The sequence below is a fragment of the Lysinibacillus sp. NPDC097195 genome, from assembly GCF_044762075.1.
Lineage (GTDB): Bacteria > Bacillota > Bacilli > Bacillales_A > Planococcaceae > Lysinibacillus.
The window spans coordinates 1844008-1867018 of record NZ_JBIWDP010000001.1; the positions used below are offsets into that span (position 1 = coordinate 1844008).

Sequence of the window (23011 nt, forward strand, 5' to 3'; positions counted from 1 at the left end):
TTATACCTTGTTTTATACCTAAATCATTTAAATAGCTAGGAATAGTTAACGTTTTTTTAACTGGTGTTAAATCTAAAGCTTTCTTATGAAGAAGATATTACGAAGCATTGTAAGACATCCCCACGTAATACCAAACTGGTTGATTAAAACACTATTTATAATTCTATTCGTTCATATTCAGTATTTTATAATAAGCAAAAATAATGGTGGAGAGTCCAATCCCAAAAAGAATGCTTCCAACAGCTTGGGTACTTTTAATAAAACCTTCATTTCCAATAAGGTATAATGTAGTGTCCAACCCACCTCGTCTATCTAACCAACCTTCAGCAAGGGATAATCCAATGTCAACACTTAAAAAAAGAATGATAAAACCAACCGCAGTGATTACAGAACCTAAAGTAACTAAACTCTTTAATTTATTTTTTGTCACTTTTTCTTCCTCCAATCTATTCGTATTGTAATTCGTTTGGTTAATAAAATTATTTATATTTCACAAAACAATGTTTTTTTGTATTACCTCTAATATTACCCTACCCTCTCTCGTTCTGGAAACCATTTCCACAAACAAACTCTAATAATTCAACAAAATAAAGCCCAGGCTCAAAATCTTTGAGTTCCTGGGCTTTACACTATATAAGTATGTTTTACCTACTAATTCAGCACGTTAATAAATCGGTTTTAAAATACCTATAGGAAGCCAAGTACATTTTTCGTCTTTTGCTTCTAGATCTTCTTTTACACATAGAAATGCATTAATGGAATCACTTACTGAATATACTATGCTACCTTTTGGCAGTGCTTTTTCCGTTTTAGAACCTTCTAATGGATAGGTTTTCGCTTCAGAGTCTACCGTTACTTCATAACGAACACCGGCTTTTTTAAATTTTGTATCAAGAACTTTCATATCTGAACCAGGATAATGCTTTTCACATTTCAAGCCATTTCCAGTGTCCTCACAATATCTCAACATTTGATCACCATTCATATCTGAGATGGAAGTATCACGCCATTCCGTAAAGATTTTGCCATATTCTCCGCTGTTACGGTTGATATTGATATACGTTACATTTGCATAGAAAGATGCGCGGATTTTCATCGGTATCTCTTTAAAAACTACTAGATTTGAAGCTTGTACCCGATATGGTCCCATTTGATAAAATGTTTTGCCATCATATTTTTCAATTTCATACGTTTTAAAATAATTATTGCGCTTCACCACTAACGAATCAAACGTACCATCTTCATTTTTCTTATAAATCTTAACATCTTTTGTAAACGTCATTTTCCCCGTTTGATCTTTATGCACCTCGGCTCCATCAAACCTAATTGCCTCTGATTTTGTTGGATTCACTATCGCCAACAGTAATGCTGCTACAAACACAAAAAATAATTTGTTCATTTTGCTCCTCCTACTCTGTTTTATATTAATTACTTTTTCTACTAATATCGTAATATTTTATCAATAGAAATATAGAATGTCAAAAATATATCAAAAGTAGATTGTTTTTCCATAATGTATTTTTACCTCACTACCCTTTTAATCAAGTTTCAAAACAATGTTTTTTTATTATCATTTAGTCTAAATATTCCACACTAAATTACGATATTGCAGGTAATAAGATATCGTTAGAGAAAACAGGGGGAATTTTTTATTAAAGGTCTGTGTGATTGCGCTAATTCGCGTAATCATTTTTGTAAACCGTAATCCCCCCCACTGTTAAGTCTTTTAGTGTTACCTTCCTTCCGTATTCCCGCGACAGAATACTTTCAATAATCGGCAACAATTTACGAACCTTATCTTCAGTCATTTTGACTGCCATTATTTCCACACTCCTTTGTATCAGAATATGTCGAATGGGCTTGTCACTTTCGTCCAGAGAATTTCTATTTAGATTAATAAGTATTCGCACACGTCACGACTAATAAAGTTTATCTACAAGTACCAATTTAACATCCCTATGGGAGACCTTTTCTGTTAAAATGATTGTAGAAAGGAAGGTGATTGAAAATTTCGACATTAGAAAATGTGAAATTTTCTGTCGGGTTAACACAATTTATTGATTTTACTGTTAGGCAAACCATGTTGGCAAAGATGAACAAAATTAATGACATTAAAAATCAAGGCGATTATCATCCAGTAAAAGATCATTGGAAGCAATTACGAGAACGCATTAAATGGTGCTATGAGCAAAAACAGTCTCTTGATCAATTAGATTCATTACTAACTGAAGTTCACGAACGTAAAATAAATTCCTATACTGAAGCAATCAAGGCTTTTAAAAAATTTACACGCAATAAAAAAATCGAATGGTTTGATCCACCTAAATCCACGTGGACATCTACTAATGGCTTAGTTGTGCGTTCTTCACCGGAACTCGGTTTAGTAATTGACGGTGTCCCCCACTTAATCAAATTATTTTTTAAAGGGAACACGGAAAAAATAAATGAACGTAATATTCAACCCATCTTAACATTAATGTTAGAAGCTCAATCGAAAGACCCTTATCCCCCAAATATTGTATTTGCTGTGTTAAATGTCAAAACAGCTAAATTACATGTAGCCACGCAAGCAAACCCTAAAATTCTTCAAGCACTTCAGCTTGAAGCCCAAACTTTTGAAAATATTTGGAGAGGCTAAATTCCCCTAATGTTTACAGTACTCTAAATCTAATCTCCCACATTACATCTAAAAATACTAAATCACGTTAAGCTATAGGCCAGGTTTACATTCTTAATTAAAGGTAAGAGCCTGTGACTAGAACAGGCTCTTTTCGTTATTAAAACATTATAATTCTACATAAAAAATAACTCATGTTTAGCATGATGTCCGAACATAATTCATTAATATATATAAAAGAAAGGAAACCTACTAAGGAGGAGTAATCTATGAAATGCGTCATCTATGTTCGCGTCAGTACCGACGAACAGGCGAAGCATGGGTTTTCAATCGCTGCACAAATAGAAAAGTTAGAGGCCTATTGTGTGTCACAAGGATGGGACATTGTTGAGTCGCCTTACATCGATGATGGCTATTCTGCTAAAGATTTACACCGACCCCATTTTCAAGCGATGCTAGAGCGTGTTCAACAAGGGGGCATTGATGTTTTACTTGTCTATAAACTTGATCGTTTAACACGCTCAGTGCCTGATTTGCATACGATTTTAGCTGAATTAGAGCAATACGAATGTAAGTTTAAATCTGCTACTGAAGTGTACGATACGACAAATGCAATGGGTCGCTTGTTTATTACACTTGTAGCGGCGATTGCGCAATGGGAGCGGGAAAATACCGCTGAACGAGTACGTTTTGGTATGGAAAAGAAAGTAAAGCTGGGCTTCTGGAAAGGTGGTACCCCTCCCTACGGCTATCAAGTAGAAGATGGTGAATTAATGATTCAGGAAGATGAAGCGCAAATTGTAAAGGAAATATTTACGTTAGCGAAATCATTGGGGTTTTACACAATTGCCCGGCAATTAACGAATAAAGGCGTCCCTACTCGAAAAGGTGGACAATGGCATGTCGATAGTGTGCGGGATATTGCCAATAATCCGACATACGCTGGTTATTTAATGTTTAGCTTGAATCCGAAAGACATAAAAAAACCACCTCGTGAACGGGTACTATTTGAAGGTAATCATAATCGCATTATCGATCGTGATGAATTTTGGGCACTTCAAGATTTGCTCGATAAGCGTAGAACATTAGGCGGAAAGCGTGAAACGAGCAATTACTATTTTTCCTCGCTTTTAAAGTGCGCGCGCTGTGGTCACTCGATGTCCGGTCATAAAGCAGGCAAGAAAAAAACGTACCGTTGTTCTGGCAAGAAAGCTGGCAAAGCTTGTACCAGTCATATGATTTTGGAAAGCAATTTAGTGCAAACCATTTTTACGCAATGGGATGATTTAGTCGGTGGCCATTTTTCAAGTAATGAAGGCGATGCCACTTTTCCAGCGGCACAACTGACTGCATTACAACAGGAATTAGCTGTTGTGCAAAGACTTTTACACAAGAAAAAAACGATGTTTGAACACGATATTATTGGTATAAATGAATTAATTCGTGAAAGTGAAAAATTGCGTCATAAAGAAAAAGAAATTGTTGCAAAGCTCAACAAAATACAGCAACAAGACACTCCCCATCATGAGGAAATTCGGGCAATTATACGCAATATCGATACTTTATGGATGAATGCAGATGATGACGAACGCAAGCAGTTAATGACCACCATCTTCGAACAACTAGTCGTTGATACAAAGGATGATTATACGAGCAGTAAACAAGCTAGAGAAATTACCATTGTTACAGCTAAATAATATGTCTTTTATGGGTGGTGGTACACTAATACCATGGGCACTCATCCCTGCAGCTGCTATTTGTAACGTCAGTCCATTTGAGCTTGCAAGGCGCAATTTATTGCCAGTAGCAATTGGACTTATTGTAACGACCATTGTTGCGTTATTTTTAATTTAATGAAAGCCAAATGGTAAAAAACGATGGACAGTATGATTGTTCATCGTTTTATTTTGTACATAATGATCTAAATAAACGTAATTCAAGTTCCTCAACTAAATTATTTAAAATTCCTTATGCTTTTTACTGTACATCTTTTCAAAAATATAATATATTTTTTGATAATGTTCTCACTTTGATAACATTGAGGTTATTCCATTCATACTATATCGATTCAAAAGATTGGAGGCTCATTGATGCGCAATAAAGTGGAGGTTTTAATGCATCCAGTGAGAATGAAAATTTTACAAGCACTGATGCATAATACAGAAGATGGCTTGAGCACATTAGAGATGATTTCAGTTATAAAAGATGTACCGCAAGCTACTTTATATCGTCACATCCAAATATTGGTAGACGAAAACGTTATTAAAATTGTGAAAGAGCGAAAAGTTCGTTCAGTTACGGAAAAGTTTTATGCTTTAAATGAAGGTGCAGCCAAAATAAACGCAGAGGAGTGGTCTAAACTAACGAAAAAGCAAAAATTAAACTATATTTCTTACTATCAATTAGCATTATTGTCTCAATATCAAAATTATTTAAACTTATTTGACGAAGACTATGTAGAAGATTCAGTAACCTTTTCATTACTTGATTTATCCTTAACAAAGGAGCAGTTTGATAACTTTCAACATGATTTAAATGATTTGTTAACGAGATATTATCATATGTCCGATTCAAGCAATACGACTGAAATTAAAACTATCGCAGTAAATATTATTCCAAAATCTTAAGATACACTAACTGGATTTAAATTGTGAGGAAATGGAGAAGATTTATGAAAAAAGGCAAGTCAGTTGAAAATGTACGAAAATTTATTATGATTATTATTGGTGCTGTCATCGCAGCCTATGGGCTTGAGGCAGTATTAATACCGAACAATGTTATTGATGGTGGCGTAACAGGTCTTAGTATTATGGGTGCCCACCTATTTGGCTTACCATTAGGGGTACTGCTCTTCGTACTTAACATCCCATTTATTTACATCGGTTATAAACAAGTAGGAAAAACATTTGCATTAATGAGTAGCGCCGGAATCGCAGCATTATCGATTTCCACAGTGCTTTTACATAATGTAAAAACAATTTTAGGTCCAGAAGATCCTTTATTAATTGTCTTATCGGGTGGTATGTTACTTGGAATTGGTATTGGTATTGTATTACGTAATGGTGGCGCTTTAGATGGCTCTGAAGTTTTAGCCGTACTATTATCACGTAAAATTCCATTTTCAGTCGGCGATATTATCTTATTTATCAATGCCTTTATTTTCTTAGGGGCAAGTTTTATTTTCGGTTTAGAAAGCGCATTATACTCAGCTTTAACTTACTATATTGCGAAAAACGTTATTGATATTATTCAAGTCGGTTTAGAAAAATCTAAAGATGTCCGTGTCGTCAGTGCAAAATCAGAAGAGATTGGTGACGCCATTCAAGCTCGTCTAGGACGTGGTGTTACTTATACACAAGGGCGCGGTGGCTTTTCAAATGAACCAACTGAAATTTTAAACTGCGTCATTAACCGTATGGAAGAAAATAAACTTGTGACAATTATTAAAGATATTGATAGCAGTGCTTTCGTCGTTATTTCTGATGTTTCAGAAGTGCGCGGTGGTAATTTCAAAAAACGCGATATTCACTAATACCAAAAGTAAGCAAGAGTATTTCCTTGCTTACTTTTTTAGATTACACGACAATTAAACCTCCAGAACCTATAGTTAGTATAAAATAATTTATTAGAAGGTGACCAAAATGGACTTATTTATAGCAAGTGACCGCCAATTACCTATTCGTTATTATGTAAATGAAGCTATTTGGATTCGACGTGGTTGTATTTCCCCTCCGCAAGTAACATTGCCGTTTTTTGTGGAAGTAGAAATTAAAAACAGTGACAATTTACCAATTATCACACAATATATTCGTGAATACCAAAGTCAGTATAAATGTACTGAACTACAAATTTTAATAAGAGACAATGTGATCTTTGCTAAGATGCAAGACATGCTCAATGAGCAGCTACAATGCAATCACATGATTTCCATACACCCATTATTAAAGTAAATCTATAGCTAATGCTTCTTCTAAAATTACTTTTGTTAGTACATGGTCATTAATTACAAATGGTACTTCAGCTGGCTCCACCCAAATTCTAGCGTTTGCTTCATGTTCTCGGAGAAAAGGTAAAGATTCTTGGACATCCATTCTATAAAAAGCCTGATAACCAACTTCAGGATATTTACCATTTGGATTAAATAATGGATTTTCTTTATGACTTACTTCAATTAAACCTAAGTATTGAATTGTTCCCCTTACGTATCCCTCTTCATATGTTTCTCGTAATAACGCATCCATCAATTCTTCCCCAGGTTCTACATGTCCTCCTGGGTAATTAAAACCTCGCTGTTTTATATGACTTAATAGTACATACCCATCTTTCATACATACTGCATGAACGCTTGTCACAATTAATGATTTAGTTAATTTCATTTGAGGCATCCAAGTAAGCTTTACATTGCCACCATTCCAATCAACATAAATAGTTTGCATGTTTCTCCCCCGCTTTATTTCTTTTCAAAATTTTACCTTATATTCTCATTCGATATTATTTTACAAATCCCTTTTTCAATTGAATGACAATACAACTAAAAATCTCACTTAGGAAACTACGATTTTTTTAGAATCCTGTAATTTCTCTATATAAATAGGCATACATTCGACTTTATTTGAATAGAAAGCTAATAGGGATATTTTGAAAAATAAAGTGGGGTGTAGGAATGCTTGAAATAAGTGATGCAAAAACGTTGGTACTAGGAATTGTGCAACATGATCCATTGTTTATCGTTCTAAAACATACACCATTAGTAGAAACACTTTATGGTGATAACTATTTAACACATATCGATGAAACGCAACATTATAGTATTTCGGAGGTTGCAGGTTGGTTCGACATAACTGATGCCATGCTCCGTTATTACATCAAACCTTTTGAACAATATATTTTTGATAGCGCAACCAATCTAATACCTACGATTCGATTGGACCTCCCTGCCATTTTACGCCTTCGGATGATACTGCTGTTGAAGGACGAATATCGTGTAAAAGGCCTAAAACTTCTTCTAGGTATTGATGACAACGCTCAACAGATTAAGCATCAAATTACTGCCACAACGCTTGATTCAACAGATAATTTAACTAACAAAGTCGATGTCCTTGGCAGTGTTTTACAGCAAATGATTCAAACGGGTTTATTTCATATGGAACCAAATGAATCACAAGGCACATTGCATATTTCTATCAACCACGATTTTTTAGCTCAACAGATGCTCTCTTCTGAATCTAGCCGGCAAATCGAGATTATTCAAAATGAAACAACAGAACTTAAACATATAAACGAAAATCTTCAAAAGCAAATGCAAGAATTACAAGAAGGTAGTGTAAAAGATATAGTCAAAAAAATTCGTGAGCGCCATATTGAAAATGAAATCGTTTCAACTTTACGCACAGAGGCACTCCAGCTATTTGCTTTAGAGAAAAAGGCAGGGTTTTTCGCCAAAATTTTTAGAGCCTCGCAAATTGAAATGGAAAAAGAGCAGTTTGTGTTTGGCTATATATCACAACATTTAGAAGAGCGCTTAGAAGCTGCACTCAATACGTATTACGGTGCCTGACACTCAAACAATTCAGAATTGTTTGAGTGTCAGGCACCTATATAACTTGCTCTGCCTACAATTATAGGCAGATTTTTTTGTTAAATCTTTATAAAAAATAGGTTTAAAAACCATTTAAAAGAAGTATTTTACAACAATTTCCTTTATAATAGACTCAATAATATGACAAAAAGGTGTGTCCCAATGAATATCATCATGGAAGTACAAAACATAGCTAAACAATATAACGCTAAGAAAGTTTTAGACAATATATCATTTTCCATTTATTCTGAGGAAATTGTAGCACTTGTAGGAAAAAATGGCTCGGGCAAGAGTACGCTACTAAAAATTATAGGAGGCATAGAAGAGTGTGATTTTGGAGAAGTAATCAAATATGTTCCAACTTTAAAAATTGGCTATGTACCTGAAGTCGCTCCTTCTCATGTATTTTTCACACCGGAAGAGTATCTTTTTCATATGGGTAAAATTAGTGGTTTATCTAAACAGTCTTTACAACAAAAAATAAATGACTTATTTATTTTGTTTAATATGAATGAAGCCCGTTCAACAAGAATGAACCAATTGTCAAAAGGCATGAAGCAAAAAATTATGATTATGCAAGCCATGCTTGAAGATACAAAGCTTCTGATTTTGGACGAACCTTTATCTGGCCTAGATCCACGAGCCCAACACGATTTAGAAAATACCCTTTTGTCTTTAAAAGAAAATGGCTACAGTATTATTTTAACTTGCCACGAAACAAAATTATTGGAAAATGTTGTTGACCGGGTTTTATTAATACAAGGTGGTCGTGTATTACAAATGGCCTCGGAACCAATTATTCAAAGTAATCAATTAGTTTTTGAATTGCCAAATAAAAATTCAATCGATGAATTTCTTCCTCTTATCCAAATTAAACAAATACGCACCTTATATAATGGGAATCAAGAGTTAACAGTAACGGTTAGTAAAACTGATACAGACAAAATTTTGCTGGCAGTACTTCAGTCTAATGCTTCCATTAAGCAGCTCATACCCCTAAATCCAAAGAAGGAACAATTTGATACTTATTTTTAGGAGGTTCCTCGAAATGATTAGTTTATTGCACTATCAATTGATTAACTACTTAAGATCTTATAAATATATTCCGCCCTTCTTCATTTTCATTTTATGTATAGTAGTCAATTATGCATTTGTGCCAAACCCGATATTGGATAGTTATTCATTTACCTCGACACTGCTCTTCTTGCTAATGGGCTGGTTTACAGTAACAATATTCCATGCAGAGGATGAAGGACAGAAAGTAATTACTATTCTTCATTCTAAGGGGCAAAAAGCGTATTTTAGCGCGCTGTATATTTTTTGTATAGGTATTGGATTTTGTTTGAGCTTGATAGCAGTTATTTACCCGATTGTAATTGATGCATTTGGTGCCAAACCAAAAACTTTACATATACTATTGGGCGTTCTAGCTCACTTTACCCTATCGATACTTGCTATTGCACTCTCTTCCCTGTTCACTAGGGAATTGGTCATAAACAAACAAAATACTTGGTGGGGTGTTCTTAGTACATTGATCATTTCCATAGCTATTATTGCCTTGAAAAATAAAATAAAAGGACTTATCTGGCTGTTCCCACCTGTACATCTTTCTTTGGAAATAATGACTGCCGAGGATAGCATTCAAACAATTCCAGCCATTTATTACGTGCATTTTATGTGGATTATTATCTACAGCATGCTTCTAGTACAGTTATTCTTCTTAATATTAAATCGCAAAAAGTGCCAGGTACACAAACAATTCTGAAAATTTCGAGTCCCTGGCACCCTATACTTAACCAAGCAATTCTTTTAGTTCCTGTATTTCAGAAACTGTTAGCTCAGTTAACTCTGCAATTGTTTCAATATCGTTGTTTCTTTGTAATAATTTTAACGCTATTTCCTTCTGCATCTTTTTTTCGCCTTGTTTAATCCCCTGCTTTAGTCCCTGTTCTAATCCCTGTTCTAATCCTTGTTCTATTCCTTGTTCTATTCCTTGTTCTATCCCTTGTACTAAACCTTGTTCTATTCCTTGTTTTAAACCTCTTTCTAACCCTTTTTCTAGTCCTTCTTTTTCAGCAATATATTTAGTATCTTCTAGCTTCGCTGCCTCATCAAGGATAAATTTCAGTCTAGAATGATAGGCATAGTAATCTTCAGGAGATTGACTTAAATCTTGCCAAACATTAAATGCATTGAATAACTCTTCATCTTTCATAGCGAGTTCCTCCAATTCCAAGTAAATTTCTTCATAGACTTTATTTTTACGGCCATCTACCATGCCAAGCAACATTAACCATTTAGCAAGTATATCTTCACAAGAATTTAATTTCTTTGCATACCATTGCTGAATAAATTTATGCATGTCGATAAAATGAATTTCAAGCACATCATCCATTTTAAACTTCTCTTGAGTGTCATGTAGTTGGAAAATAGAATGATATTTATCTGTTTGATTAAACAAACTATAATTACAAATATTAATAGTTATAGTAGGTCGTAAATTATGGTACCCCATCCCCCTTTGAAGCTGCGAGGTATAAATTCTTGACCAATAATACAACGTTCGCTTTATCATATCGTATTTATTTGTTAGTTGAATTTCTACATTTATAAAAATATTCTCTTGTGTTTTCACTAATATATCTAGTCTTGATTGTTTATCATCTACATATTCACCACTAAACTCTTGGCTCATAAAAGATATTTCATTAATAGCATGGTGACCTGTACGATTTAATAGGGCATTTAAGAAGACTTTCGTAATGTTTTTATTCTGCTCTGTGCCAAAAAATTGTTTAAATGCATAATCTACTTTTAAATCGACAAATTTTTCAAGTGGGATTTTACGTAAAGTCTTTACACTCATTCGCATCACTCCAATTGATTTACCTCAATTATAACATTTTGTCGAATTAGGAAAAAATAAAAAGGGTGCCAGGCACCCAAACAATTCTGAATATTTCGTGTGCCTGGCACCTTTACTTTTGACTAGTAACCAATTGTTGCACGAGCATTGGAATTTCATCTAATTCGTGAATAATATAATCTGCTTTTTGCGTTGGACTTGCATCATTTCTTTTCCACACTGCTTTCATTCCCATGTTTTGAGCAGCTTCAATATCATTAATTGCATGATCTCCTACAAACATACTATTGGTTGCACTAACTTGTAATTTAGCTAAAGCTCGGTTGAAAATTTCAGGATTTGGCTTCTTCAAACCCTCCCATTCAGAAATCAAAATTACATCAAATTTATGTTCAATGCCAAGCGCTTGGATATTATCAAGTTGAAACTGTCCGAATCCATTTGTAATCATACCGATTTTGATATTCAGTTGCGTTAATTCATTAAGCATTTGATGCAGATACCGGAAGGGGATACAATAATGCTTAAAATTTATTACGTAATCATCAAGCAACTCTTTTACTGTACAGTCTGTTAAATGAAATTCTTGGATTAATTGATCATAAACTATATCTTTCCATACGTAGCCGTTTTTATCCAAATCAATAAAACGACTTATATAGAGCTCTTTTGAGATATTTGAAAGTTTAGGAGCTAATCGATCATATTGATGTGAAACAAATGCAATCAAAGATTTCTCTCTATCTAACAATGTACCATCTAAGTCAAATAACACTGCTTCAATCATAGTATTTCCCTCCTTTTTAGGGTGACAGGCACGCAAACAATTCTGAATATTATGGGTGTCTGGCACCGGTGGACTGTACATTTAATTTCGCTATTTTTTCCTGTTGCTTCATCACAATCCATTTACCGGATAGCATTACGAGCAACCCTAACAGTACAATACCGCCTGCAAAAATAAGTGCTGCTTTATAGCTGCTGTAAATTACTACAAGCTGTCCAGCAATCATTGGTCCGATAATTTGTCCAAATGCATAAAATGTTGTCAACAAAGAAACAACTGGGCCACTCTGTGTTGGAAAAAGTTGTCTCGCATAGGCAGTTGTTAATGTGACAATGCCAACGAATGTTAATCCAAATAAAAATGAAGATAACAATACACTCCATACTGTTTGTGAAAATACCGGTAACAATATCCCTAGCACTTGTAATATGTATGCCACAAACAAAATTTTAATTGCTGAAAACTTTTCTAATAAAACTGTCCACACTGGAGCAGATGGAATGGCCGCTACACCAACAATGACCCAGCTATAAGAAGAATAAGCCTGAAGTGAAGGAATGTTATGAATAATGTCCACTAAAAATGTTCCTGTTATAATATAGCCAAGCCCCTCAAGTCCATATGCAGCAATAAGCCAAGGCATAAAACCACGTGACAATTTTGCCTCAGACGTATTAACCACTTTCACACTATCTTGAACTTGTAAATTTCTCCACAATATAAACGTAATCACGAAAAATAGTGCTGATAATATACCTAAGCCAATCCAAGTGCCTTGCCACGCAAAACGTATTTCTATAACTGGTACAAATAACCCGGATATGGCAATACCAAGCCCTATACCACTAAATAAATAACCTGACCATTTTGTCAGTAACTGTTTAGCTAAGTAATCCATAATAATACTAGAAGTTAAAACAAAAATAAGTCCCCCTGTAATCCCCGCAACTAAGCGTAAGACAAGCCATACACTATAAATCTCTATTATCCCCATTAGGACAACAGAAATAATATTTAACACAACGCTCCAAAGTAAAAAATTTTTCTTTTGCCGATAAATAAATCCGGCCCATAATGCGCCAATAAAATACCCAATATAATTACTCGAAGCTAAAAAGCCAGCCACCTTAAAGGAAAAGCCGACATCCTCCCGCATATACGGTAAAATGGGCGTAAAAGCAAAACGGCTAATCCCCATCGCTACGACAAGCAATAATACCCCACCAAATAAGACACCCATGTGATGACGATTCATCGTATCCGCTCCCCCTTTTGTTAATAAAAGGATACTTAATACACATTAAGAAAGCAATTATATTTATAAAATTTTTCCAATATTCTAAAACTAGGTACTTTACAAGCTACAAAAAAAGACTCAAGCATTTATACTTGAGTCTTCTAGGATTTTAAGTAGCTTTTAAATTCATCATAATTAATACAATGAGCAAAAAAACAATCAAACATATTCCTATTATAACGACAGCCTTTCTACCAAGCATGCCCATTCACATTCCCTCTATAATCAGAATTTAATTGAATGTTAAAAGTTCTTGGACGCACACCAATAACATTATCGCCTATTTTTGCACCTACAAAAGCTGTAAATGCGGCACTCGCATAAAATTTACAATCACTAACATACGCATCTAACGAAGTTCTTTCAAAACCACTTAAAGGAACAAAGTTCTGAACAATGTAAGCATTTTTATACTGTACAGAGGTTACTCTTTGATTACTATATTCAAATCTACCTTCTAATCTAATTTTCACAAAGGTTATTCCGAATAATCTAAAATCTGTATCAAATGATACTGGTCTCGTTTGTACGGTTGCTCTAGTATATCTATGTTTTTCATTGCTTTGTATACTGTTTTCAGTAAGCTCTACGTCAAAATTACCACCATTTTGTAAAACATCTAAAATTACTTCTTGCTTTTCTTTCGCTAATTCACTATATTGCTGAATGAATTCATCGTACGTATCACCAAATGACTTTAGATAGATAACATATTTTTCTGGGGATTCAAATGGATTATCTTGCTCATTCTCACTTGCTGCCAAAGCAAAATTAGGGATTACTAATCCTATAACTACTACAAATAAAATGAATACATTACTTATTTTTTTCATAGTATGCTCCTTTCTCTGTTAGTAAGTATAGTGATTCTAGCAGTGAAAGTTAGAATAACCTAATTACCTAGATTCAAAAGGCCATACTGCTACCTCCCTTTTTTGCGCGAGGTTTTAATTGATAATAATTCTCAACTATATTTTATTCAAAAATTTTTAAGTTGCCAACCCCCTATTTTTATTTTTGATTTCGCCAACTATAAATTTCCATGCCATTAAATTGCTGTAAAAAATTAATAGAACACATGTATTTCAAAATGCAATTTATTCGTTTTTTTATAGACTTCACAGTTTTTTTGTCCTATAATATTCCCTACCGACATTAAAAAACGAACATTGAGGTGCAAAACGTGGTTGAATATACGCGAATTTTCAAAGGGACTGCTTTTACAAGTAAGTCTTCAAAAGAAGTACAAGTTTTAAAAGATTATCTATTTTGTATTAACGCTGACGGCATGATTGAAAAAGCAGTTGCTCCAGAACATGCTGAATATCAAACATTATTAAATACATACCAAGGGAAAGACAACTTCCACCAATTAGCAGACGGACAATATTTCTTCCCTGGTTTTGTCGATTTGCATGTACATGCTCCGCAATGGGCTCAAGCTGGAACTGCTTTAGACATCCCCCTAAATGATTGGCTAAACACCTATACATTCCCAATTGAATCGAAGTTCTCTGATTTAGCATTTGCCAAAGAAGTCTATGAAGATTTAGTTAGTACTCTTCTTGCGAATGGCACAACGACATCGTTATACTTCGCAACCGTGCATAAAGAAGCAAGCTTATTATTAGCTGAAATTTGTGCAAAAAAAGGCCAACGAGGTTTAGTCGGCAAAGTTGTTATGGATGATCCTGAACAAAACCCTGATTTTTATCGTGATGCAAACACAGCTACGGCGTTAGCAGACACAGAAGAATTTATTGTAGCTGTTAAAGAATTAGCGAAAACAACTAAACAAGGCGTTTATCCAGTTGTAACACCTCGTTTTATTCCAAGTTGTACAGATGGTGCTTTAAAAGGTTTAGGAGAATTAGCTGCTAAATACGATACGCATATCCAATCTCACTGTAGTGAAAGTGATTGGGAACATGGTTATGTGCAAGACCGCTTTAACAAAAATGATGCCTTTGCTTTACATGATTTTGGTCTATTAGGTGATAAATCCGTGATGGCTCATTGTAATTTCTTAAACGATGACGATGCAGAATTATTTGCTGAAACAGGTACAGCGATCGGACATTGTCCAATCTCAAACGCCTATTTTGCGAACAGCGTTATTCCAATCGCCCGCTTCCATGCAAAAGGTGTGGACATTGGTTTAGGTTCAGATATTTCAGGTGGCTTTTCTCCTAGTCTTTTCGATAATGCAAGACAAGCTGTTATGTCATCTAGAATGCTAGAAGATGGTGTTGATACATCACTATCTGCTGAAAAGCGTGGCGTGCCAAATTCACGTATTACAATTAATGAAGCATTTTATTTGGCAACAGCTGGCGGTGGTGAAAGTTTAAGTCTGCCAGTTGGTCGTTTACAAGAAAACTATACGTGGGATGTTCAAGTAATCGATACAAAAATCGCAACTGCCAAACTGCCAATCTATGATAACAATGAAGCCTTAATCGATATCTTCCAAAAAATCATGTACTTAGTACGTCCTGAAAATATTCGTGAAGTGTGGGTACAAGGTACGAAAGTTCACGAAAGAGCTTAATTAAGAAACACAAGCACTTCTTTCTCTTCACCAAAGCAGTTGAAGATTATGAACTAACATCAGGTTTTAATACTAATCATCATATAAAAACTTAAATTTTGAGGTGTACGTCTTAGTGGAAACGCAAAAAAACAAGTTAGCAAACGATAAAAGTAATACCACGCATTTAACCGTTTTACCAGATGAAAAAGTGAAATTTGGCCAATCAGTATTTTTAGGTTTACAACATGTTATGGCAATGGACGTTTATGTAGTTCCATTCTTGATTGCCATGTTAATTGGCTTGCAGTCAGGTCAATCAAGCGCTTTGATTCAATCAACTTTTATAGCAGCCGGGATTGCGACTATTGTGCAAACTCATTTCTGCATGAAGCTACCTATCGCACAAGGGCCTTCCTATGTACCGCTAGGAGCAATAGTAGGTATTTATGCTGCTAGTGGCAGTGGTGAACTTGGTTGGAGCTCTGTATTAGGCGCAAGCTTGATTGGTGCCATTTTTGTTATTATTTTAGGCTATACAGGTATTTTCAATAAAATTGTAAAAACTTTTATCCCTCCAATCGTAGGAGGTACAATTATCTTTGTTGTTGGTTTATCATTAATGCCTGTTGGTTTAAGTAGTAATATTTTTGAAGGCGCTGGTGCTTCTATTAATCAAAACATTTATTTAGCGCTTATTTCAGCTATCGTATTAATTGTTTGCGTTATGCTAGGCTCTGTATTCCGCCAAAAAGGCCGCATTTTCCGTATTGCTTCTGTTATTATCGCACTACTTGCAGGCTGTATTGCAGCGAATATGATGGGTGTATTAGATTTATCTGCGGTAGGCAAAGCAAAGTGGTTTAGCTTACCACAAATTCCCTTTGCAGATTTCGGTTTCTCTTTTAACTTTTCAGCAGTTATAACAATGATTATTATTTATATCGTGTTAATGGCTGAAACGACTGGTACTTGGTTTGCGGTTAGTAATGTTATCGATAAACCATTGACTGATAAACAAATAAATCGCGGGGTAATTGGTGAAGGGATTGGCTGCTTCATCGCCTCATTATTAGGTTCTACGCCAGTAACTGGCTATTCAACAAATGCAGGTGTAATTTCTATTACGGGTATTGCAAGCCGCCGTGTCTTTATCGCTGCAGGCGTTTGGTTTATTCTGTTCGGGTTTTCAGGTAAATTGGCTGCATTAATTTCTGCTATTCCATCAGCAGTTATTGGTGGTGTCTTTGTCATCGTTTGTGGCATCATTGCGATCAGTGGGTTACAAGTAATGAAAAATGAACGCATTGGCGAAAAAGAAATGTATGTTATCGCCGTTCCGATAATTGTAACTTTAGCGTTAACACTATTACCTAAAGATTTCTTATATTCTTTACCGACAACGGTTCAATATTTATTCGGCTCTCCTGTTGCAACAGCTGCTATCGTTGCCATTTTGTTAAATAAAATATTACCGAACATTAAATAGATTAATAAAGTATGGGACTGTAGACAAACTCAAAAGGAGGTTTGTCTACAGTCTCTTTATTCCGTGAGCGCACCCTTCCAATCGCCAACATAGCCGAAATAAAACCTATTTATGTAAATTGCGTTATGCTAGATTGCAGAAGGAATTGTACTAAGGAGAATGCTCAAATGAAAAAAATTGTTGTATCAATGCTAATAATTGTAATATTTACCGGATATGTTTAAACAACCAGAAGGCCACATTATTTTTGATGGGGAACAACATAGAATGCCTCCAAGTAAATTTGAATGGAAAGAAGATAATACTGAAGCTAGATTCAAAAGTTCTGCCGATTTAAACGAACTAGCAGATCATTTTGAAACGTTAGAAGTGAAAAAAGGAGAACTTTTGGAATTTGATATTGAAAAAAATCCAATCTCTATTGCTGCAACTCAACTAAATGAAGATGACACGATAGAAAATATTGAAGTTAATGATGCCTCAATAGCTATGCCTGCTAAAGAAGGCTATTATCTTTACGAAGTGAATGTATTATGGCATAACGGAAAAGAAACATTTATTTTTGATGTTAATGTAAAGTAGCTAACTGACCGAAAAAAGACAAAATACCTCGAAAGCTAGCTCCGGGTATTTTGTCTTTTTTATGTTGACTTATCTTCCTCAAAATCACATAAATCAATCCATTTTTGAATGGATTGTATGACTTCCTGAAACGCTAAGCCGTTCGGTGTTAACACATATTCTACTTTTTTTATGGACGAATCAATATATTTTTTCTCGATTAGCCCTGCTTGCACAAGTTCATTTAGGCGTTCTGTTAGTAAACGATCGGAAATGCCAGGAATCGTGGCATGTATTTCATGATACCTTTTTGGACCAGGCAATAACGTATAAATAATCATGCCCATCCAACGTTTCCCTATAAATTCAATTGCCTGATGGTAGCTACTACATATATGTGAACAATTTGAGTTAGTCATATAATAACCTCCCTCTATAATGCCGTATTTCTATTGTAACACAAATTATTTTTTATTTGACGTATAAACTTACTAATGGTAAGATTCTAATTATCAACTTACCATTAGTAAGTTTTCAAGGAGGACATTATGACAACAACTAAAAACAAAGCCGATTTATATACAATAATGCAGGATCGAAAATCAGTACGAGTATATGATCCCACTTTTAAAATTCCTCAAGCGGAGTTAGAAGAAATCATTCAAGCAGCAACAAGTGCACCATCATCTAGCAATCTACAAGCATGGAGATTTCTTGTAATTCAAGATGAAGCAGTAAAAACAGAACTACGTGCCATTGCCAATAATCAAGAGCAAGTTGAAACATCATCAGCAGTTATTGCAGTGTTAGGAAATGCGGAAATGTATCAACAAGTGGAACAAATTTATTCGCAAAATGTTGCAGAAGGTCATATGGGTGAAGCACAGAAAGATTTAATGATATCAAATACCTTACGTTTGTATCCTTCTGCACCATTAGAAGTACGAAAAAATATTGCAACATTTGATGCAGGATTAATTTCAATGCAATTAATGCTGATTGCAAAAGAAAAAGGTTATGATACAGTGACAATGGGCGGGTTTGATAAAGAAAAATTTGCCGAGCGATTCGAATTACCAGCACATATTTTCCCTGTAGTCCTTATTGCAGTTGGTAAAGGTGCAGCACCTGCTTATGGCTCATCACGCTTACCATTAAACGATATTGCACGTTTTATTTAATATCAGAAGATTTGACAAAACCCGTACCTGTTAGTGTGCGGGTTTTCTTATGGGGTGGGAGAAATTTATGTTAACATCTTAGTTTAACTCGTAGCGGATTTAAGGTAGTAGTACAGTTGCCGGAGATGAAAGTAATTTGGATGTCTTTTTATGTATGTCCACAAAGAAAGACTAAACAACCTTTTATTAATTGCCTTAGTTCATTAGAGTTTCTTAGTTATCTCTTAAAATCACCTATTTCTTTTTTAAAACTACTGCAAAGGCATCACTATCGGCAATATATTCTCCACCATTAACATCTGCATACACCTTTTCAAGTGAAAATCCAGCCTCATTGACTTCTTTTTCTAAACTATTAATGCTAAAATGCTGATTCCAATAATTATAATTCACAATTTCACCATCCTCAAAAATTAGAATATTTTTCGCTAAGGACACACGGTTAGGATATTTTATTGTAGCGTATAAAACTAAATGTTCTTTATCTGACATCGGACTATTACTTTGAGAAACAGACCATATTAAATTTTCTTCGTAGTTATCATAAGAAAACTCTGATAATACATCAAATAAAACTAATCCTCCTGGTTTTAAACCCCGGTGGACATTACGAAGTATTTGTATTCTATTCTCCAGACTAAAAACACAATATATTTGATAGATAAGTAGTGCTAAATCAAACTCATTTTCAATTTCTATATTCTTAATATCTTCAATTCTATAGTCAATGGTTATATTATGTTTAACCGATTCATTGATGGCATAATCAATTGAAGTTTTATTATAATCTACCCCAACAACATCATACCCCTTCTTCGCTAATCTAAGGGTATAAAGACCAGGACCACAACCTAAATCAATTACTTTTTCAAATTTTTCTTTTGGTGCAAGTTGAGTGATAAAATCAATAGCTTCATCAATAAATGTAATCTCTCTACTGCCCCCAGGTATAGTTTCGTCAAAATGTGCTTTTAAAACATAATCTGCTATTTCTAAATCAAGCCAAACATCTTTAGTCCCAGGTTCAAAGGGCTTAGGGTGTTTTGCTAAAGCTATTAACCTCTTCATTTAATACCCTCCATTACTAGTTTGGTATTTTCTAATTACGATAAAGCAACACCTGACTGTATCTTTGAAATGCAACTATGCAGTCAGGTGTTAATTAAGTTTCTTCAATTCAATACTAAACAAAGCTATTTGAATTACTCTACTATAGTTATTTGCTATAGTTAACAGGAGACTTTTTACAGATAAGACTTACAGACGATCTACCTACTGTTGTTGTAACTGTTGTGATTGTTGTAATTGTTGCATTTAACGCTTGGGCTTTACCTTTTGTGTCTGGTACTAATTTTTGCAAATCTAATACTGTATTCATAATTATCACCTCCTTTATTTTAATTAAGATATTCGTTGCCCAATGAATTAATTTAAGCTTTTGTTCTTGCAAAAAATTCTTCCGAATTTATCAATGGTAACCAATAAAGTGGGTTTTCTCTCACTACTCCCATCAATGCCAAAACAATTCCTGAGCTACCTGTATAAACATCATCCGCTAATCTAAAAGAAAATTGTCCTGGGTATACGTAATAATTATTCTTCTCTATTAAAAAGAGATTAAGTAAACTCAATACCTCCTTCAGGACTTGTTGACGATATTGATATTCTTCCTCTTTTATCATAGAAGGGATTAATAGAAAGCTTCCCGCACCATCAAAAAGACTTCCACTAATTGTACAATGTACCTTTGATGTTTTTAGAATCGCACCCATTTCTTGGAGATATAAATCTTTACCACTTACATGATTAAAAAACCAAATGGAAATTGCAACTCCAATAGATCCTCCAGAAAGATATGGTAATAATCGATTGCTATCATCCAGTATCTGTAACATACCAGTTACTTCATCTTGTTTTGTTGATTTTAAATCCTCAATTAGTAATGACTCAGCCTTTTCTAAATAGCTTTTATTATTTGTAGCTGAATATAGTGCCGAATAAAATAAAGACACGCCAGATAATCCATCAACTAGTCCTTTATTAACTGCCATCCCGTCCTTAACTTTTAACGGATTATTTTTCAGGATATTTAAATCAATAAAACTTTCTAAATACTCTGCTAATTTTAGATATTCTTTATCTCTTATTTCAAAATAAAGACTTATAACAAATAGACCTATTCCAGAAAGGCCGGAGCGTAACGAAATATCTGTTTTTTCAATAGTATCTTTTAACATTTTTAACTCATTCAAAACTAAATCTTTATACCCTTGCTCATATAGCAAAGCTAATATACCTGTTTTCCCTGTAAACAATCCATTGTCTTCAATTTGATGTAAATTCTCTAATAAGAAACATTTTATCCATTTATCTATTTTCCCCATACTAGATCGATTTTTCATAAGTGTAAACGCAGCACCACTTCCTCCAGTTAGAAAATTAAATTTCCCTCCTCTCATTTCAAATTGACGAATATCACCATTAATGAACCTTTCATCTTCTGTTAAACTATTTTCAATACCTATTATTAACTTATTTATAATAGAAGATATATTGAAATTACTTATCTTACAATCAAGACTTATTTTTTCAGGTAAATACTCTTGGTAAACATTTATTCTTTCATCACATTTTTCTTGCAACTCTAGAAGAAAAGCACAAAATTCATATCCGTAATTATCTTTTATCCATCTAAAATGATTGCATTGTAAATAACCTTCCAAATCTTCCGAAACTAATACTGGAAGTGCTAAATACCTTATTACTTTTTTAAATCCAAACCAATCTCTCGCAGCACTAACCGTTATTTCCTGTGAAACAAAACCTGGTGTAGCAAGTCTAGGTTTTTCTTTAGAATTAACGGGCATAGCAGTCTCAAAATCTATTATTCTAACGGTTATATCCTCGGTTATAATTATATTGGCAGGCTGTATATCTCCCATCGCAATCCCAGCATTATGCATAATATCTATTAACGGAAAAAGTTGTAGTAGGATTTTCTTAATATTATTAATATGATTACCCATATCGCTACCTCTATAAAGTGGGAAATTTCGGGCAATCCATTCCTGTAAGTCTTGTCCTTTAATAAATTCCTCGACGAGAAAATAATGTTCCCACTCTTGAAAATACTCAATTACATTAACAACACCCGGAACATCTTTAAGTTTTTGTAAAGCATCATATTCAATTTTTTGCCTCGCTAATGCATCACTAAAACCGCCATCTAAACCAGCATTCGGTCTAGCTTCCTTTATAATTACTTTCAAATTATCTTGCTTTCGTGTCGCAAGATATACCCCTCCAGCGTTACTAAAGCTAAGTACCTTTTCAATGTTATATTGTTCTAAACGCTTATCTCCTATCTTTTCTATTTCGCTAATATTAAGAGTATTTAAATAATCATCGAAATTCTTCACAAAATGAGGCACCTGATAAAATGGATTTCTTTGATCTTGAATCAAGTTCCCTTCATCATCTTTGATACAATATTCACCTTCTTCATTAAGAATACTTTTAAATCCCCCATATCTGTAGAACACATTGCTATTTTTCCATCTCTTATCACTAAGAATATACGGGCCTTTTTTAAAGTCTTGAAGTGCGGTAGAAATCTTTTCTAACAATTCAACAAAGATTTCATTATTCATTGGATAAATAGTTATAAACTTTCCAGATGAAGCACGATTCGCGTTTTTCGAATTTAACATTAACATACTATATTTGTCTTTTAGATGCTTGAACTCAATATTTTTATCTATGCATAATCGTGCTACCTTTTCTAGAATAATTTTTGAATCCTCTAACAAAGAGGTTACATGTATTTTCCAACCCTGTGCTGGGAGTTTTGTGTCTTTCAAATGATAATATTTCCAAATCGAATCACTATCTGATATAACAGAATAATTATCTGGAATATCACTTAATTCGTAGGTATCTTCCTTTTCTTTTATCTCCATTTCACCGTAGTATTCAGAATTTGGTTTTAAATACTTTAAATAGAGCAATACATCCTCCATTTTGATCCCTCCATTTAGTATAAAACGCCCATCATACATGCCCTCACTACTTATAATTTTTCGTAAAAGAAAATTATGCTTTATTC

25 protein-coding genes are annotated in these 23011 nt (G+C 34.2%); 13 read left to right on the plus strand and 12 right to left on the minus strand.

Annotation, left to right across the window (positions count from 1 at the left end):
• Positions 1-163: 163 nt before the first annotated feature.
• From ACIQXI_RS09515 to ACIQXI_RS09525, 3 genes are all read right to left on the minus strand, one after another.
• A complete protein-coding gene (locus tag ACIQXI_RS09515) occupies positions 164-430 on the minus strand; it encodes a hypothetical protein (protein ID WP_402923854.1) in 267 nt (88 codons plus the stop codon).
• A 234-nt stretch (positions 431-664) separates the two neighbouring features.
• The gene (locus ACIQXI_RS09520; RefSeq protein WP_402923856.1) at positions 665-1399 is read right to left on the minus strand and encodes a hypothetical protein; all 735 of its coding nucleotides are present in this window, start codon (positions 1397-1399) and stop codon (positions 665-667) included.
• A gap of 274 nt (positions 1400-1673) precedes the next feature.
• On the minus strand, positions 1674-1820 hold the full coding sequence (locus ACIQXI_RS09525; protein WP_402923858.1) for a hypothetical protein: 147 nt from the start codon (positions 1818-1820) through the stop codon (positions 1674-1676).
• 182 nt (positions 1821-2002) lie between these two features.
• Between ACIQXI_RS09525 and ACIQXI_RS09530 the strand changes: the two genes are divergently transcribed.
• From ACIQXI_RS09530 to ACIQXI_RS09555, 6 genes are all read left to right on the plus strand, one after another.
• Positions 2003-2638, plus strand: coding sequence for a hypothetical protein (locus tag ACIQXI_RS09530; RefSeq protein WP_402923861.1), 636 nt, complete (start codon positions 2003-2005; stop codon positions 2636-2638).
• 248 nt (positions 2639-2886) lie between these two features.
• Complete coding sequence (locus ACIQXI_RS09535; RefSeq protein WP_402923863.1) at positions 2887-4314, plus strand: recombinase family protein; 1428 nt, start codon at positions 2887-2889, stop codon at positions 4312-4314.
• A complete protein-coding gene (locus ACIQXI_RS09540) occupies positions 4298-4471 on the plus strand; it encodes a hypothetical protein (RefSeq protein ID WP_402925782.1) in 174 nt (57 codons plus the stop codon). Before ACIQXI_RS09535 ends, ACIQXI_RS09540 begins: the two co-directional genes overlap by 17 nt.
• A gap of 236 nt (positions 4472-4707) precedes the next feature.
• Complete coding sequence (locus ACIQXI_RS09545; protein ID WP_402923865.1) at positions 4708-5244, plus strand: helix-turn-helix domain-containing protein; 537 nt, start codon at positions 4708-4710, stop codon at positions 5242-5244.
• A gap of 44 nt (positions 5245-5288) precedes the next feature.
• Positions 5289-6149: a YitT family protein gene (locus ACIQXI_RS09550; RefSeq protein ID WP_402923868.1), complete on the plus strand. Its 861-nt coding sequence runs from the start codon at positions 5289-5291 to the stop codon at positions 6147-6149.
• 109 nt (positions 6150-6258) lie between these two features.
• A complete protein-coding gene (locus ACIQXI_RS09555; protein ID WP_402923871.1) occupies positions 6259-6567 on the plus strand; it encodes a hypothetical protein in 309 nt (102 codons plus the stop codon).
• Here ACIQXI_RS09555 and ACIQXI_RS09560 read toward each other — a convergent pair.
• Positions 6559-7053, minus strand: a complete 495-nt coding sequence (locus ACIQXI_RS09560; RefSeq protein WP_402923873.1) for an NUDIX domain-containing protein — start codon at positions 7051-7053, stop codon at positions 6559-6561. The two genes, ACIQXI_RS09555 and ACIQXI_RS09560, sit on opposite strands and share 9 nt — an antisense overlap.
• A gap of 227 nt (positions 7054-7280) precedes the next feature.
• On the opposite strand from ACIQXI_RS09560, the gene ACIQXI_RS09565 reads away from it, so the two are divergent.
• The 3 genes from ACIQXI_RS09565 (at position 7281) to ACIQXI_RS09575 (ending at position 9960) form a co-directional block, all read left to right on the plus strand.
• Positions 7281-8174 carry a hypothetical protein gene (locus ACIQXI_RS09565; RefSeq protein WP_402923876.1) on the plus strand — a complete coding sequence of 298 codons (894 nt, stop codon included), beginning with the start codon at positions 7281-7283 and terminating at the stop codon, positions 8172-8174.
• A 183-nt stretch (positions 8175-8357) separates the two neighbouring features.
• The gene (locus ACIQXI_RS09570) at positions 8358-9230 is read left to right on the plus strand and encodes an ABC transporter ATP-binding protein (protein ID WP_402923878.1); all 873 of its coding nucleotides are present in this window, start codon (positions 8358-8360) and stop codon (positions 9228-9230) included.
• Positions 9231-9243: 13 nt separating this feature from the next.
• On the plus strand, positions 9244-9960 hold the full coding sequence (locus ACIQXI_RS09575) for an ABC transporter permease (RefSeq protein ID WP_402923881.1): 717 nt from the start codon (positions 9244-9246) through the stop codon (positions 9958-9960).
• Positions 9961-9987: 27 nt separating this feature from the next.
• Here the strand turns inward: ACIQXI_RS09575 and ACIQXI_RS09580 are convergent, their stop codons facing one another.
• The 4 genes from ACIQXI_RS09580 to ACIQXI_RS09595 form a co-directional block, all read right to left on the minus strand.
• A complete protein-coding gene (locus ACIQXI_RS09580; RefSeq protein ID WP_402923883.1) occupies positions 9988-11061 on the minus strand; it encodes an Rpn family recombination-promoting nuclease/putative transposase in 1074 nt (357 codons plus the stop codon).
• A gap of 112 nt (positions 11062-11173) precedes the next feature.
• A complete protein-coding gene (locus tag ACIQXI_RS09585) occupies positions 11174-11848 on the minus strand; it encodes an HAD family hydrolase (RefSeq protein WP_402923885.1) in 675 nt (224 codons plus the stop codon).
• Between the two features lie 49 nt (positions 11849-11897).
• A complete protein-coding gene (locus ACIQXI_RS09590) occupies positions 11898-13103 on the minus strand; it encodes a YbfB/YjiJ family MFS transporter (protein ID WP_402923888.1) in 1206 nt (401 codons plus the stop codon).
• A 233-nt stretch (positions 13104-13336) separates the two neighbouring features.
• Positions 13337-13978, minus strand: a complete 642-nt coding sequence (locus ACIQXI_RS09595) for a hypothetical protein (RefSeq protein ID WP_402923891.1) — start codon at positions 13976-13978, stop codon at positions 13337-13339.
• Between the two features lie 350 nt (positions 13979-14328).
• On the opposite strand from ACIQXI_RS09595, the gene guaD reads away from it, so the two are divergent.
• From guaD to ACIQXI_RS09610, 3 genes are all read left to right on the plus strand, one after another.
• On the plus strand, positions 14329-15696 hold the full coding sequence (gene guaD, locus ACIQXI_RS09600; RefSeq protein WP_402923893.1) for a guanine deaminase: 1368 nt from the start codon (positions 14329-14331) through the stop codon (positions 15694-15696).
• A gap of 115 nt (positions 15697-15811) precedes the next feature.
• Positions 15812-17164, plus strand: a complete 1353-nt coding sequence (locus ACIQXI_RS09605) for a uracil-xanthine permease family protein (protein WP_402923895.1) — start codon at positions 15812-15814, stop codon at positions 17162-17164.
• A gap of 216 nt (positions 17165-17380) precedes the next feature.
• The gene (locus ACIQXI_RS09610) at positions 17381-17746 is read left to right on the plus strand and encodes a hypothetical protein (protein WP_402923898.1); all 366 of its coding nucleotides are present in this window, start codon (positions 17381-17383) and stop codon (positions 17744-17746) included.
• A 59-nt stretch (positions 17747-17805) separates the two neighbouring features.
• Here ACIQXI_RS09610 and ACIQXI_RS09615 read toward each other — a convergent pair whose 3' ends face one another.
• Positions 17806-18144 (minus strand): winged helix-turn-helix transcriptional regulator, encoded by a 339-nt coding sequence (locus tag ACIQXI_RS09615; protein ID WP_402923901.1) that lies wholly within the window; start codon positions 18142-18144, stop codon positions 17806-17808.
• Between the two features lie 129 nt (positions 18145-18273).
• Here ACIQXI_RS09615 and ACIQXI_RS09620 point away from each other — a divergent pair, with 129 nt between their 5' ends.
• Positions 18274-18906, plus strand: coding sequence for a nitroreductase family protein (locus tag ACIQXI_RS09620; protein WP_402923903.1), 633 nt, complete (start codon positions 18274-18276; stop codon positions 18904-18906).
• Positions 18907-19140: 234 nt separating this feature from the next.
• On the opposite strand, the gene ACIQXI_RS09625 is transcribed toward ACIQXI_RS09620, so the two are convergent.
• The 3 genes from ACIQXI_RS09625 to lanKC all read right to left on the minus strand — a co-directional run bounded on the left by ACIQXI_RS09625 (position 19141) and on the right by lanKC (position 22925).
• On the minus strand, positions 19141-19974 hold the full coding sequence (locus ACIQXI_RS09625) for a class I SAM-dependent methyltransferase (protein ID WP_402923905.1): 834 nt from the start codon (positions 19972-19974) through the stop codon (positions 19141-19143).
• Between the two features lie 148 nt (positions 19975-20122).
• Positions 20123-20284, minus strand: a complete 162-nt coding sequence (locus ACIQXI_RS09630; RefSeq protein ID WP_402923907.1) for a class III lanthipeptide — start codon at positions 20282-20284, stop codon at positions 20123-20125.
• A 52-nt stretch (positions 20285-20336) separates the two neighbouring features.
• A complete protein-coding gene (lanKC, locus tag ACIQXI_RS09635) occupies positions 20337-22925 on the minus strand; it encodes a class III lanthionine synthetase LanKC (RefSeq protein ID WP_402923910.1) in 2589 nt (862 codons plus the stop codon).
• Between the last annotated feature and the right edge of the window lie 86 nt (positions 22926-23011).